This window comes from Streptomyces sp. NBC_01214 (genome assembly GCF_026340975.1).
Lineage (GTDB): Bacteria > Actinomycetota > Actinomycetes > Streptomycetales > Streptomycetaceae > Streptomyces.
The window spans coordinates 942,189-956,379 of record NZ_JAPEOS010000001.1 but is presented as its reverse complement, the minus strand read 5'-3'; the positions used below and the strand labels follow the sequence as shown (position 1 = coordinate 956,379).

The window sequence follows — 14,191 nt, the reverse complement described above, 5'->3', positions numbered from 1 at the left end:
GGAACTACTCGCTCACCGGAGAGAAACATGGCTATTCGCCAGGGCGCCACGACCAACTGGATCAAGTCCTCCTACTCCGCCAACGGCGCCTGCGTCGAGGTCAAGTCCCCTGTCATGGAGGCCATCGCCGTCCGCGACTCGAAGGCGCAGGACGGACCGTCCCTCACCTTCGCCCCCGACTCCTGGACCTCGTTCGTCGCCGACGTCACCGAGGGCCGGCTGGGACGCCTCGCCTGAACATCACGGCGCGCCCCAACCGCCGCCGCCGTCCCTACCGTTCGACCCCCGCGTCCAGCACCAGCGGGCCCGGCTGCTGCACCACCCGCACCACCCGCACCCCCCTTATGACCTGCGCCACTTGCATCACCTGCACCACTGACTGGAGCCCTCTCGTCCGACCCGCCGTCTTGGCCGAGGGGGCTCGGCCATGCCCGGGAGCCGACGGACCCGCTCAGCGCAGCTGATCGACGTAACGGTCGGTCCCCGGCACCGTCGGAATGAACGGCGCCACCAGCTCCACCCGCCCCAGCCCCGCCTCCGCGACCTCCGCGTCCAGCCCCAGGAAGCGGTCCCAGCAGGTCCGGGGGTCCTCCTGGAGGAACCACAGCAGCGTGAGGCGGGTGTCGACCCCCTCCACCTGCTTGACGTACGGCATCCGGTCGCCCGGCAGCGGCGTGGGCCGGAAGACCGTCACCATCGCGGCCGGACCGCCGCGCAGCCGCTTCGGCAGGGCGCGCGAGCGCAGCCACTCCAGCAACTCGGCCCGCTGCTCGGGCCCGTCGGCGTCGACGACCTGGACGACGAGGCCCTCGTACGGGTGGTCCAGGGCGTGGAAGTCCCGCGGGCCGGCGGCGCCGTCGCGGTAGACGGTGGCCAGGTGGTCCTGGAAGGACGTGAAGACGTGGGTGCGGTCCTGGTAGACCCGACCGTCGCGGTTCAGGCGCTTGTTGATGCCGACGGTCCACTTCATGTGCTCGTCGTAGCGGCCCTGGGTGACCCAGTACGTGGATATGTAGCAGCCGGCGGTGACGGGCTGGGCGACGGCCGACTTCTCCGGGTAGCGCAGCTCCTGTAGCTCGCGGGTGGCCACCCAGCGGCGGCCCGCGTACATCCAGGGCATGGCCATGGCGCCGGCGTAGTAGTGGTCGTCCTCGTACCAGCGGTTGTACGCGTACTCGTGGCCCGGGTGCGGTTCCACCATGGTGATCAGCGCATGGCCGGGGCGGACGCCGTAGGGGCCGACGGCCGCGAGCTCGGCGTAGTCCTCGACACGGGTGTCCCGCTTCGGATTCTGCTGCGGGTCTTGCTCTCCTGTCGTCATGGGTCCGGTCTATCTGATGCAGCATCAGATGGGGAGGGGGCGGAGGCCTCCGACGACCGGTCCGCCACCTGATATATAGATGCCGTCTACAACTTCCGTCGCTACGATGCGCGCACCCGCCTCCTGAAGGAGCTGCCCGTGCCCGCCTCCGCGCCCGCCTCCGCACCTACGACCGCACCTACGACCGCATCCGCCTCCGCGCCGCCACCCGCGTTCGCCGCCCGCGCCACCTCCGTGGAGGGGTCCCCCGTACGCGAGATCCTCGCGCTCACCGAACGCCCCGGGACCATCTCCCTCGCCGGCGGCCTCCCCGCGCCCGAACTCTTCGACACCGAGGGCCTGCGGGCCGCGTACGACGCCGCCTTCGCGGTGTCCGCGCGGCGCGCGCTCCAGTACTCGACCACCGAGGGCGCCCCGGAACTCCGCGAGGCCGTCGCCGCCCGGGCGACCGCGCGCGGGCTACCGACCGGCCCGGACGACGTACTCATCACCTCGGGCTCCCAGCAGGCGCTGACCCTCATCACCGCCACCCTGATCGAACCCGGCGACGTGGTGCTGGTCGAGAACCCCACCTACCTCGCGGCCCTCCAGTGCTTCGGCCTGGCGGGGGCACGGGTGGTGGCCGTGCCCTGCGACGCGGAGGGCATCCTCCCGGACGCACTGGCCGACATCGTCGCGCGCGAGCGGTCGAAGCTGCTGTACACCGTCCCCACCTTCCAGAACCCGACGGGGCGCACCCTCCCGGCCGCCCGGCGGGCGGCGGTCGCGCAGACCGCGGCCCGGCTCGGGCTGTGGCTGGTGGAGGACGACCCGTACGGGGAACTCCGCTACGAGGGCCCCGCCGTCCCGTGGCTCGCCGCGCACCCGGGGGCGGAAGACCGTACGGCCCTGCTCGGCAGCTTCTCGAAGGTCATGGCCCCCGGACTGCGGCTGGGCTGGCTCCGGGCCCCGGCAGCACTGCGGCGGGCCGCGGTCGTCGCGAAGCAGGCGGCGGACCTCCACACCTCCACGGTGGACCAGCTGGCCGCGGCGCACTACCTCGCGGCGGTGGACCTCGACGCGCACATAGCCACGGTCCGGACGGCCTACCGCGCGCGCCGCGACGCCCTGCAGAGCGCCCTGAGCCGGAGCCTGCCGGCCGACTGCGAGTGGAACCTGCCCGCGGGCGGCATGTTCCTCTGGGCCCGCCTGCCGGAGGAGCACGACGCGACGGACCTCCTCAAGACGGCCGTCGCCCACGGCGTCGCCTTCGTCCCGGGCGCCCCCTTCTACGCCACCGCCCCGGACCCCCGCACCCTGCGCCTGAACTTCACGACGCACACGCCGGCCGAGATCACCGAGGGCGTCGGCCGGCTGCGCGCGGCGCTGGCGGAGTACGGGGGGATGGAGAGGTAGCCGGGGAAGGTATGTGGCCGGGGAAGGGGAGGTAGCCGGGGTAGTGACTCCGTCGGCGGCTTCAGTGCTGAAGGCCGACCTTGAGCAGCACGATGAGCAGCCCGAGGAACAGGTTGATCACGCCGGCCAGGATCATCAGCCGGCGTGACGCTCCGGCGCGGCTGGCTGCCAGGGTGGCCCAGCCGACCTGTCCGATCAGGGCGACCGCGAGCGCGAGCCAGGCGATGCCCGTGGCGCCCAGGCCGAACAGCGGGGCGACGGCCGCGGCAACGGCAGGGGGGACGGCCGCCTTGATGATCGGGCGCTCCTCCTTGGACGTGCTGCGGACCACGTCCCAGCTCAGCCGGTTCACCATGCGGGCCCCGAAGAGGCGGGAGAAGACGTGCGCGGCCCAGAAGACCACCCCGGTACCGAGGAGCAGCGCGACGAGTTCCAGCCGCGGGTACTTGCCCAGCGTTCCGGCGCCGACCACGACGGAGGCGGCGAGGAGGGAGCCGTAGACGGCGCCGGTGTAGTCCTCGCGGCCCGCTTCCCACTCCGGGGGGCCGCCCGCCGGGCCGCCCCCCGTCGGGCCGCCACCTTCCGCGCCGCCACCTGCCGCGCCACCGCCTTCCGCGCCACCGCCTTCCGGGGGCGCTGTCACGCGGCCCCGGCCTGCGCGGTGGGCCACTTGAGTTCGATCTCCATCTCGATCTCCCCGTCGCCGATCTCGACCTCGATCTCGGTGCGGAGCTCATCGGGGACCCGCAGGCTCATCTTCCCGGGGCCGAGTTCCAGTTCGGCATTGCCGCCGTGGCGCAGCGCCTCCGCGAGTGCGGAGAGCTGGTCGGCGACCTCAAGGCGGGAAAGGGAGCTCTTCTGCTCAAACTTGAGGTCCTTCACGGACGTCTCCAATCCGCTACGCACACCGGGTACGCCTCATTGTGACGCCGCACAGGAGGTCGGGCATCCCGGGCATCCCGGGCATCAGCCGCCCGAGCCGGCCCCGGGCCGGTTGAAGGCCAGGGCGAGGACCTCGCTCCACTGCATGGGCGGAGCGGCCGCCGGGGCCCCGGGGCGGAGCCTGGGGACCAGGACGCGCAGTGCGCCGGGGCGGATGGCGCAGGTCACGGGTGTGGGCATGGTCAGCGCCTCGCCGTCCACGGCGACGGCGATGCGTTCCGCGGCCGATCGGACGACGACCTGGCGGGTGGTGAGTACGTGGAGGCCCGCCGCCCTCGCTCCGCGCAGCGCGACTTCGGCCGCCTGGGCCGCGTTGTTCACCCGGATGCCGAGGACGCCCAGCTCTCCGCGGTCGAGGCGGGACCTGCGGGCGCCCATCGGTTCGGAGGAGGTGTAGGGGTTGTTGCTGACCAGCAGCGCCTGCTGGGACTCCAGCCGTTTCCCGTCGGTCACCGCGTCGAGGGTGGTGCCGGCGTATCCGAGGAGGAGGTCGGGCAGGGCGGCCAGTGCCGAATCCGCTTTGGCGTCCCGGTACTCCGGTCTCTGCACGATCTCCGCGTAGACGCCGAACGAGGCCGTGTTGACGAAGGCCTGGCCGCCCACGACCCCCAGGTCGACCCTGAGCTCCTCCCCGTCGGCCAGCGCGTCCAGGCATCGGGCCGGGTCCTCGCGGTCCAGCCCGAGGTCCATGGCGAAGTGGTTCCGGGTGCCCGCGGAGATCACGAGGAACGGCAGGTCGTGTTCGGCCGCGACCTCGGCCACCCGGGCCTGGGTGCCGTCGCCGCCCGCCACCCCGAGCAGGTCCGCTCCGTCGGCCACCGCCTGACGGGCGAGGGCCGCGACGTCCGTCACGACCGCCGGGTCCAGCAGCACCACCCGGGCGCCGAGCGCCTCGCCCTTCTCGACCAGGCCGAACCGGCCGACCTTCCCGCCGCCGGACTTCGGGTTCATGATCAGCACCGGGTTCCGGGGGGCGGCCCGTGCGACGGCGCGCATGCCGTCGGGCCGGCGCGCGGCGCGCAGCGCCGTCCGCGCACAGGCCACGGCGGCCGCCCACAGCGCGATGGCGAGCAGCGCCGTGGGCCACAGGTCCTCGCGGGCGTAGATGAGCAGTATGGCCACGGGCGCGGCCACCACCAGCAGGGTGCCGACCAGCCGTACGGCGCCGCGATGGGACACCACCCACCAGGTCCCCATGGCCGTGAGCGCCGCCCCGGCCACCCCGACGACGAGGACGAGCAGCCCTCCGACGATGCCCTCGGCCACCAACGTCACCGCCGCGAGCACCGCACAGACCAACGCCAGCAGGGCCCACAGCCGAGCCCGCCGGGACGGGCCGGAAGTATGCAGGAGTGCCATGCCCTCACGTCCTCGCCTCGTGCCGCGGACCTCCACCACGAGGGTGTGGTCATCTCCGATCATCCCCCGCGAAGGATCGACCGTCGACGCGACGGGGGCGGTGCCTGCGCGGAACGTGCGGGCCGCCCCGTCCGGTCGTTCCACGGCCCGTGCCGTCGCCGCGGCGCACCGGGCCGAGGGGCCGGGCCGGGCCGGGCAGACGCTGGCGGTCATCCGGACCGCAGCGACCATGCACACGTCCGGGCGCTGCTCGCCGGGCACGACCGACCACCGAGGCACTCCGCGGAGGATGGCACATGGAAATGAACCGCTCGATGGCGCGCCTGTTGGGCCGCGTCGACACCGAGGGCATCACCCCGGACGAAGCTCCGCCCGGGTTCCTTCGGATCGCGGAGGCCGGCTGGGAGGTCACCCCCGGCGGCGCGCACGTCCTGTCGGCGCTGAAGTCCGCTCCACCGGGACCGTTCTCGGACGTGGTGCACGAGGAGTACACCGTCAACGGCCGCGGCATGACGGACTACGACCTCCCGGCCTCCGGGGAGGAGCGGGAGTCGAGGCTGTTGCGGCGTTGTCTGGCGTACGCGCGCGTCGCTCTCCTGCGTGCGGACGCGCTCGGCTCCGCCGTGGAGGTCTCCGCGTACGTCTCCCTGTCCTACGGCGGCCTGGCCGACGACCACCTGACGGCGAACGTCACCTTCTGCGGTGACCACCCGGGCGTCCGGCCCTATGCCGCCGACCTGGAAGCGTTCAGATCCGAGTCCTTGCTGAAGCTCCGGCGCGCGGGGCTGCCACCGTGGTGACCGGTGCCCCATGGACGACGGGGCCGCAAGCCGCCGGAAGCAGTGGAGGACCGCCAGCGATGTTCCGAAGGTTCGGGAACCGGCCGGAAGCCGGAGCTCATGAGGAGGCCGTCCCGCGCCGAAATCCGGCCGGAGGGGTTCGCCGAGCCGTGGCTGGACGCCCGCAGGAAGGCCTCGGACGCACACCCGATCGACCCGGCCCTTCGGGAGGACGCAGGCACCACCGGCGCGGAACTCCTCGGCATCGTGAACCGGACCGTTGGGTGGAGCGACGCGGCCGGGGAGCGGCGGTGGCCGCCGGCTCCGCCGCCACTCGTCGGGTCCGCGCCCCTTCACACCATCGCGCCCGCATCGTAGCCTGACGGACCGTCAGATCAACCGTGCCCGGAGGTCCGTCATGCTGCTGCAAGGAAAGACCGTCATCGTCTCCGGCGTCGGGGCCGGGCTCGGGCATCAAGTGGCCGCCGCCGTCGTGCGCGACGGCGGGAACGCCGTGCTCGGGGCGCGGACCGAGGCGAACCTGGCCAAGTCCGCCGCCGAGATCGACCCCGACGGCACGCACACCGCGTACCTGGCGACCGACATCACCGACGAGGCGCAGTGCGAGGCCCTCGCCGCGCTCGCGCTCTCGCGCTTCGGCCGCATCGACGGCGTCGTGCACGTCGCCGCCTGGGACTCGTACTTCGGGGGGCTGGAGGACGCCGACTTCGGGACCTGGCAGCAGATCGTCGACGTGAACCTGCTGGGGACCCTGCGGATGACCCGGGCCTGCCTGCCTGGCCTCAAGGAGCGCGGCGGGTCGGTCGTGGTCATCGGCACGCAGTCCGCCGTCGCCGCGCCCAACGAGGTGCAGCAGGCCGCGTACGCCGCCTCCAAGGGAGCGCTGACCTCCGCCATGTACTCCATGGCCCGCGAGCTCGGACCGCACCGGATCCGCGTCAACACCGTGCTCCCCGGCTGGATGTGGGGGCCGCCCGTGCAGGCCTTCGTCACCTTCACCGCCCACACCGAGGGCGTCCCCGAGGCCGAGGTGCACGCCCGCCTCACGGAGCGCATGGCGCTGCCCGATCTCGCCACCGACGGGGACGTGGCGGATGCCGCGGTGTTCTTCGCCTCCGACCGGGCTCGGGCGATAACCGGCCAGTCGCTGCTGGTCAACGCGGGTGAGCTGATGAGATGAGCCACTCCCCAGCCGCCCCACCGCCGGAACGTCGGATCGTATGCTCGGCCCATGACCACTCCGAGTGACGCTCCGACCGAAAACGCGATGCGCCGCGCGCTCCGGCGGGCCCGCGACGGCGTCGCGCTCGACGCGACCGAGGCGGCCGTACTCCTCCAGGCGCGCGGCGAGGACCTGGGGGACCTCGCCGCCTCCGCCGCACGGGTGAGGGACGCCGGGCTCACCGCCGCCGGGCGGCCCGGTGTCATCACCTACTCCCGCAAGGTCTTCATCCCCCTCACCCGCCTCTGCCGCGACAGGTGCCACTACTGCACCTTCGTCACCGTCCCCGGAAAGCTGCGCAAGAGCGGCCACGGGATGTACCTCTCCCCCGACGAGGTCCTCGACATCGCCCGCCAGGGCGCGGCGATGGGCTGCAAGGAAGCGCTCTTCACCCTCGGCGACCGCCCCGAGGACCGCTGGCCCGAGGCCCGCGAGTGGCTCGACGCGCACGGCTACGACGACACCCTCGCCTACGTGCGCGCCATGGCGATCCGGGTCCTGGAGGAGACCGGCCTGCTGCCGCACCTCAACCCCGGCGTCATGTCGTGGTCCGACCTCCAGCGCCTCAAGCCGGTCGCACCCAGCATGGGCATGATGCTGGAGACCACCGCCACCCGCCTGTGGTCCGAGCCGGGCGGCCCCCACCACGGCTCCCCCGACAAGGACCCGGCCGTGCGGCTGCGGGTGCTGGAGGACGCCGGCCGCTCCAACGTCCCCTTCACCACCGGCGTGCTGATCGGCATCGGCGAGTCCTACGCGGAGCGGGCCGAGGCGTTCTTCGAGCTCCGGCGGATCCAGCGCGCCTACCACGGCATCCAGGAGGTCATCGTCCAGAACTTCCGCGCCAAGCCGGACACCGCCATGCGCGGCATGCCGGACGCGGAGCTGGAGGAGCTGGCCGCCGCCATCGCCGTCGCCCGGCACATCCTGGGCCCGAGCGCGCGCATCCAGGCCCCGCCGAACCTGGTGGACGCCGAGTACGCGCTCCTCATCGGTGCGGGCATCGACGACTGGGGCGGGGTCTCCCCGCTGACCCCCGACCACGTCAACCCCGAGCGTCCCTGGCCGCACATCGAGGAGCTGGCCGCGCGCACCGCCGCCGCCGGCTTCGAGCTGCGCGAACGCCTCACCATCTACCCGGAGTTCCTCCAGCGCGGCGAGCCCTGGCTGGACCCCCGGCTGCTGCCGCACGTACGGGCGCTGGCCGATCCGGGGACCGGGCTGGCCGACGAGGGCGCCGTGGTCGAGGGCCGGCCGTGGCAGGAGCCGGACGAGGGCTTCACCGCGTACGGGCGCACCGACCTGCACGCCACCATCGACACCGAGGGCCGCACCGGCGACCGCCGCGACGACTTCGACGACGTGTACGGGGACTGGGAGGCGCTGCGGGAGGCGGCGGCTCCCGGCATGGTGGCCGAGCGCATCGACACCGACGTACGGGGCGCCCTCGCGCAGGCCGCCGACGATCCGACGAAGCTGACGGACGCACAGGCGCTGGCGCTGCTTCACGCGGACGGCCCGGCCCTGGACGCGCTGTGCCGCATCGCCGACGACCTGCGCAGGTCGGTCGTGGGCGACGAGGTCACCTACATCGTCACGCGGAACATCAACTTCACCAACGTCTGCTACACCGGCTGCCGCTTCTGCGCCTTCGCACAGCGCCGCACGGACGCCGACGCCTACACCCTCTCCCTCGACCAGGTCGCCGACCGGGCCGCCCAGGCCTGGGACGTGGGCGCGGTCGAGGTGTGCATGCAGGGCGGCATCCACCCGGACCTGCCCGGGACGGCCTACTTCGACATCGCGCGCGCGGTGAAGCAGCGGGTCCCCGGCATGCACGTGCACGCCTTCTCGCCGATGGAGGTGGTCAACGGGGCGACCCGCACGGGGATGTCCGTACGGGACTGGCTGACGGCGGCCAAGGAGGCGGGCCTGGATTCGATCCCGGGTACGGCGGCGGAGATCCTGGACGACGAGGTCCGCTGGGTCCTGACCAAGGGCAAGCTGCCGACGGCCGACTGGATCGACGTCATCACCACCGCGCACGAGCTCGGGATCCGCTCCTCGTCCACGATGATGTACGGGCACGTGGACCAGCCGCGGCACTGGCTCGGCCACTTCCGCACGCTGGCCCGGATCCAGCAGCAGACCGGTGGTTTCACGGAGTTCGTCACGCTCCCCTTCATCCACACCAACGCGCCCGTGTACCTGGCGGGCATCGCGCGGCCGGGTCCGACGGTCCGGGACAACCGGGCGGTGACGGCGATGGCCCGGATCCTGCTGCACCCGCACATCCCCAACATCCAGACGAGCTGGGTGAAGCTGGGGGCGGACGGCGCGGCCGAGATGCTCCGGTCCGGGGCGAACGACCTGGGCGGCACGCTGATGGAGGAGACCATCTCACGCATGGCCGGGTCGAGTTACGGCTCGTACAAGTCGGTGCAGGACCTGATCGCGGTCGCCGAGGCGGCCGGGCGGCCCGCGAAGGCCCGTACGACGCTGTACGGGGAGGTGCCGCAGGAGCGGCAGGAGGCGGCCCGCGCCTCGGACGGGCACCTGCCCGAGCTGCTCCCCGTACTGGACTGAGCGGAAGCGGGGTCCCGGCCGGACGGCCGGGACCCCTTTCCGGGACCCCTTTCCGGGAGCCCTTTCCGGGATCCCTTTCCTCCCGATCAGCCGACCAGGAGGTCCTTCTTCAGCTCCTTCAGCTCACGGGCGTCGATGCCGAGCCCGTCCTTGAGGTAGCGGTCGAAGGAGCCGTACTTCACCTTCACTTCGTCGTAGCCCGCGTTCAGGTACTCGGGGCGCACGTCGAGCAGCGGCTTGTAGACGGCGGCCTGCTGGGCGGGCAGGTGGGAGAGGATCGCGTCGTTGGCGGCCTTGCGGTAGTCGTTGCTGGCCAGGTAGTCGGCCTCGACGGTCTCGCGGGGCACGCCGAGGGCGGTCAGCAAGGTGGCGCCCGCCCAGCCGGTGCGGTCCTTGCCGGCCGTGCAGTGGAAGAGGACGGAGCGGCTGCGGTCGCGCTCGATGCCTTCGAAGACCTGGGTGTACGCCTTCTTGCCGCCGGCGCCGGAGACCATCGCCCGCTCCGCGTCGACCATGGCCTTGACGGCCTCGTCGGGGGTGCGGGGCATCGTCTGGAAGGAACCGGAGCCCGCGAAGACGTCGGCGACGACGTAGCTGGCGCCGGCGGGCACCTTGTCGGCGTCCTTGGTGCGCTCGTCCTCCATGCGGAGGTCGAAGACCGTCCTGACGCGCAGGCGCTGCAGCTTGGCCAGGTCGTTCTCGGTCAGCTTGTTGAGGGCGTCGGAGCGGTAGATCTCGCCCATCTTGACCCACTGGCCTGTGCTGGTGCGGTAGCCGCCGGCGTCACGGAAGTTGGCGGTGCCGTCCAGCTCGATCAGGCGGTCGGCGAGGCGCAGGCCCTGGCCGCGGCCGGGCTTGAAGTCGAACCACTGGCGGTCGGCGGCGGGCAGGCCCGTGACCACGGCGCGGCCCTGGGACCCGCCCTTCGCGACGACCTTGCCGTTCGCCTTGATCTCGACCCGGTCGGTGCCGCGGGCCTTCCACTGGAGGGTGAAGGAGCCGTCGGCTCCGGCGGTGACGGTGGCTTCGGTGAACGGGACGGCGGACCGGTCGTACCGGTCCCAGCCGGAGGCGGAGGCGAGCGGGGCCGCGACCAGGGAGGCGGCGAGTGCGGAGGCGACGGCGGTCGCGGCGAGGAGGGCCTTCTTCATGGCTCCGAGGCTGGGTGGCCGCGGAGAACGTCCGATGAACGAGGCGTGACTGAAAACGACCGGCTCGGAGGCAACTGGCAAAACGTGCCATCTCCCGGATCGCGGCCGGAAGTATTCGGATTCTGGCCGATCTACGTTCGCTTACGGGCCCCTTGGCCGACCGCTTCCGGATTCGACCGATCCTGTCCACTACAGTGCGGGTTCGCGTGCGCGGCGGGTACGGGTAGGGGCGCCGGGCATCGAGTGGACTCGTCAGCGGGGAGCGCGGTGCCGGGGATGGACGCAGTGAACGGTACGAACGACACGGGCTCCGCGACGGGCCCGGGCGGCCCCGGCCCGACCGAGGACCCGGCCACCAACGCCCCTGCCATCTCCCTGCACGCCCCAGCCCCCGCAGGCACCCACGGCCCGGTCGGTGGCCAGGGCTCCATCGGCGCCCACAGCCCGGCAGCCAGCCCCGGCACCGCAGGCGGCCAAGCCCCCGCCGGCACCACCGGCCCGGTCGGCGGACCCGGGCACGCAGGCGGCCAAGGCCCCGCCGGCGCCAGCGGGCCGGTCGGGGGGCAAGGCCGGGTCGCCGCCGGGCCCGCGGGCGGCGGGGTGGGGCCCGCCCCCGCCGGGGCGAACCGCACCCTCGGCCGTGGCATCGCCACCGGCCTCTGGGGCCGCGTCGAGCAGCAGGACTTCCGCAGCCGCGTCCGCGGCGCCCTCCTCGGCTCCGCCCTCGGCGACGCCCTCGGCGCACCCGCCGCCGGCCTCTCCCTCGCCGCCCTCCGCGCGGCCCACGGCCCGGACGGCCTGACCGGTCCGGCCCCCGCCCTCGGGCGCCGCGGCCGGGTCACCGCCGCCACCCAGCTCACCCTCTTCACCGTGGACGGGCTGATACGGGCCCACGTACGCCGCGACACCGGCGCCTGGCACCCGCCCACCGACATCCACCGCGCGTACCTGCGCTGGGCCGCCACCCAGCACGACTGGGGCCCCGACGAACGCCGCAAGGACAACGGCTGGCTCGCGCAGGAGGAGTGGCTCTACGCCCGCCGCGCCCCGCACCGCGCCTGCCTGACCGGCTTCGCCGACGACGTCCTCGGCACCCTCGACCAGCCGAAGAACCCCACCGCCCGCGACGCGGCCGCCGCCTCCCGCTCGGCACCCTTCGGGCTGCTGGTCGGCTGGGAGCCCGCCCTCGTCCTCCAACTGTCCGTCGAGTGCGCCGCGCAGAGCCACGGCCACCCCACCGCCCACCTGTCGGCCGGAGCCGTCGCCGTCATCGTCCACGGCCTGGTCCGCGGCGACTCCCTCGACTCCGCCGTCCAGCGCACCCTCGGCCTGCTGGGCGCCCGCGCCGGGCACCAGCCCGTCACGGACGCCCTCCAGCGCGCCCTGGCCGCCGTCACCCAGGGCTCGCCCGGGCCCGGGGCCGTCGCGTCCCTCTCCCCCGGCGGCGACGGGCCCGAGGACGCCGCCGACGCCCTCGCCGTCGCCGTCTACTGCACCCTGGTCGCCGAGGACGTCCCGCAGGGCCTGCGCCTCGCGGTCAACCACGGCGGTGACTCCATCGCCGCCGGCACCCTGTGCGGGGCCCTGCTCGGCGCCCTGCACGGCGAGACGGCCCTCCCGGCCGCCTGGCTCGCCGAACTCGAAGGCCGCGCCGCGCTGCTGGAACTCGCCGACGACTTCGCCCTGGAGATGACCCAGGGCCCGAGCCTGCACAGCCCCACCACCGCCTCCCCGGGCTGGCTGGCCCGCTACCCCCGCGACTGAACCGCGCCCCCGGGGGACACGCCCCACCACCTGACGCCCCCTCAACATTCGCGGGCCCAGCCCGTACCGTGGCGGGTCCCACGTCTCGGAGGTGTCAAAGCACATGCGGATCGCCACGACCATCTTCCTCACCGACCGCACCATCTCCCCCGTCCGGCTGGCCCACAGCCTCGAAGAGCGCGGCTTCTCCGGCCTCTACCTCCCGGAGCACACCCACATCCCGGTCAGCCGCGAGACCGCCACCCCCATGGGCGGTGAACTCCCCGAGATGTACGGGCGCACCCTCGACCCCTTCGTCGCCCTCGGCCAGGCCGCCGCGGTCACCGAACGGCTCCACCTCGGCACCGGCATCACCCTGGTCGCCCAGCACGACCCGATCGACCTCGCCAAGCAGGTCGCCACCCTGGACCACCTCTCCCACGGCCGCTTCACGCTCGGCATCGGCTACGGCTGGAACGTCGAGGAGGCCGCCGACCACGGCGTCGAATGGCGCACCCGCCGCGACCTGGTCCGCGACCGGATGGCGCTGATGCGCGCCCTGTGGTCCCCCGAGCCCACGGCGTACGTCGGCCAGTACTGCTCCGTCCAGGCCAGCGCCGCCCACCCGAAGCCGGTCCAGGCCCCGCGCGAACTCGGCCCCGGCGCACCCCTGTACGGCCCGCGCACCCTGATCGGCGGCGCGGCCGGCCCCAAGCTCTTCGCGGCCATCGCCGACCACGCCGACGGCTGGCTCCCCATCGGCGGCGGCGGACTCGGCGAATCCATCCCGGTGCTGCGCCAGATCTGGGAGACGGCCGGGCGCGACCCGAAGGCCCTGCGCGTGGTCCCGTACGCCGTCCGGCCCACCCCCGGCAAGATGAGCCACTACGCCGACCTCGGCATCGAGGAGGTCGTCCTCCAGCTCCCCTCTGCCGCGAAGCCCGAAGTCCTGCGCACCCTGGACGAGTTCGCCCAGTACCTCTGACGGCGCGGGGCGGGCCGGGGCCTGGGCAGGGGCCCGGGCAGGGGCCGGCCGCTCCCGAAAACCCCTCGACGGCGCGTCACCGCCCGCGGATCATGACGCCATGACGAACCGAGGGGCGGACGGCGTGGACCGGGACATCGAGAACCACTGGACGGCGCTCCCGGCGGGCATCCGCACGCAGGTCGACGGATACGTCCTCCAGGACGGCTTGATGCTGGCGATCAAGCTGGTGTGGGAGGCGGGCCGCGCCCGGGGCATCGGTCTGCGGGAGGCCCAGGAGATCGTCCACCTGCGCTACGTGCACTTCGGCGACCGGGTGGCCCGCACCCCCGACGATCCGCTCGACCTGGACTCGCTCGCCACCCTGGCCCACGGCATCCGGGGCCGGGTGCTGGCGATCGAGGCGATCTGGGACGGGGACACCGTCCACGGCTGGTTCGTGAACCTGCTGGCCATCTTGGACGAACCGGCCGGGCAGAACGGGCAGAGCGCGCAGAAGTGCCTCGCCGCGATCTACTGGGGTGCGGCGGAACGCGCCCTGGACGGCGCCGACACCGGCGGCCTCCACCCTTCGGCGGCGGCCGCCACCCGCGCGGGCACCGCCCTGGCCGACCACCTCGGCGTACCGTTCCACTTCGCCAGCCCCGACACCCCGGACGACGAGGCGCCCCGCTGGCGCCCCTGAAC

14 protein-coding genes are annotated in these 14,191 nt (G+C 73.4%); 9 read left to right on the top strand and 5 right to left on the bottom strand.

Features of this window, described 5'->3' with window-relative positions:
* The first annotated feature begins 27 nt into the window (after positions 1-27).
* Positions 28-237, top strand: a complete 210-nt coding sequence (locus OG594_RS04730; protein WP_266595453.1) for a DUF397 domain-containing protein — start codon at positions 28-30, stop codon at positions 235-237.
* 214 nt (positions 238-451) lie between these two features.
* Here the strand turns inward: OG594_RS04730 and OG594_RS04725 are convergent, their stop codons facing one another.
* Complete coding sequence (locus OG594_RS04725; protein ID WP_266595447.1) at positions 452-1,321, bottom strand: hypothetical protein; 870 nt, start codon at positions 1,319-1,321, stop codon at positions 452-454.
* Positions 1,322-1,459: 138 nt separating this feature from the next.
* Here OG594_RS04725 and OG594_RS04720 point away from each other — a divergent pair, with 138 nt between their 5' ends.
* On the top strand, positions 1,460-2,716 hold the full coding sequence (locus tag OG594_RS04720; protein WP_266595445.1) for a PLP-dependent aminotransferase family protein: 1,257 nt from the start codon (positions 1,460-1,462) through the stop codon (positions 2,714-2,716).
* Between the two features lie 61 nt (positions 2,717-2,777).
* Here OG594_RS04720 and OG594_RS04715 read toward each other — a convergent pair whose 3' ends face one another.
* The 3 genes from OG594_RS04715 to OG594_RS04705 all read right to left on the bottom strand — a co-directional run bounded on the left by OG594_RS04715 (position 2,778) and on the right by OG594_RS04705 (position 5,017).
* Positions 2,778-3,188, bottom strand: coding sequence for a hypothetical protein (locus OG594_RS04715; protein WP_266602600.1), 411 nt, complete (start codon positions 3,186-3,188; stop codon positions 2,778-2,780).
* 167 nt (positions 3,189-3,355) lie between these two features.
* Complete coding sequence (locus OG594_RS04710) at positions 3,356-3,598, bottom strand: amphi-Trp domain-containing protein (RefSeq protein WP_266595443.1); 243 nt, start codon at positions 3,596-3,598, stop codon at positions 3,356-3,358.
* Positions 3,599-3,682: 84 nt separating this feature from the next.
* Positions 3,683-5,017 (bottom strand): diacylglycerol kinase family protein, encoded by a 1,335-nt coding sequence (locus tag OG594_RS04705; RefSeq protein WP_266595441.1) that lies wholly within the window; start codon positions 5,015-5,017, stop codon positions 3,683-3,685.
* Between the two features lie 296 nt (positions 5,018-5,313).
* Between OG594_RS04705 and OG594_RS04700 the strand changes: the two genes are divergently transcribed.
* The 4 genes from OG594_RS04700 to OG594_RS04685 all read left to right on the top strand — a co-directional run bounded on the left by OG594_RS04700 (position 5,314) and on the right by OG594_RS04685 (position 9,625).
* Positions 5,314-5,817: a hypothetical protein gene (locus OG594_RS04700; RefSeq protein WP_266595439.1), complete on the top strand. Its 504-nt coding sequence runs from the start codon at positions 5,314-5,316 to the stop codon at positions 5,815-5,817.
* 99 nt (positions 5,818-5,916) lie between these two features.
* A complete protein-coding gene (locus tag OG594_RS04695; protein WP_266595437.1) occupies positions 5,917-6,174 on the top strand; it encodes a hypothetical protein in 258 nt (85 codons plus the stop codon).
* Positions 6,175-6,214: 40 nt separating this feature from the next.
* The gene (locus OG594_RS04690) at positions 6,215-6,997 is read left to right on the top strand and encodes an SDR family oxidoreductase (protein ID WP_266595434.1); all 783 of its coding nucleotides are present in this window, start codon (positions 6,215-6,217) and stop codon (positions 6,995-6,997) included.
* A 51-nt stretch (positions 6,998-7,048) separates the two neighbouring features.
* Positions 7,049-9,625 carry a bifunctional FO biosynthesis protein CofGH gene (locus tag OG594_RS04685; RefSeq protein ID WP_266595430.1) on the top strand — a complete coding sequence of 859 codons (2,577 nt, stop codon included), beginning with the start codon at positions 7,049-7,051 and terminating at the stop codon, positions 9,623-9,625.
* An 86-nt stretch (positions 9,626-9,711) separates the two neighbouring features.
* Here the strand turns inward: OG594_RS04685 and OG594_RS04680 are convergent, their stop codons facing one another.
* On the bottom strand, positions 9,712-10,776 hold the full coding sequence (locus OG594_RS04680) for a tyrosine-protein phosphatase (RefSeq protein ID WP_266595428.1): 1,065 nt from the start codon (positions 10,774-10,776) through the stop codon (positions 9,712-9,714).
* 645 nt (positions 10,777-11,421) lie between these two features.
* Here OG594_RS04680 and OG594_RS04675 point away from each other — a divergent pair.
* From OG594_RS04675 to OG594_RS04665, 3 genes are all read left to right on the top strand, one after another.
* Entirely contained in the window at positions 11,422-12,540 is a 1,119-nt protein-coding gene (locus OG594_RS04675) for an ADP-ribosylglycohydrolase family protein (RefSeq protein WP_266602598.1), read from the top strand.
* 103 nt (positions 12,541-12,643) lie between these two features.
* Positions 12,644-13,504, top strand: coding sequence for a TIGR03619 family F420-dependent LLM class oxidoreductase (locus tag OG594_RS04670; RefSeq protein WP_266595426.1), 861 nt, complete (start codon positions 12,644-12,646; stop codon positions 13,502-13,504).
* Positions 13,505-13,604: 100 nt separating this feature from the next.
* Entirely contained in the window at positions 13,605-14,189 is a 585-nt protein-coding gene (locus OG594_RS04665) for a hypothetical protein (RefSeq protein WP_266595424.1), read from the top strand.
* The last annotated feature ends 2 nt before the right edge of the window (positions 14,190-14,191 follow it).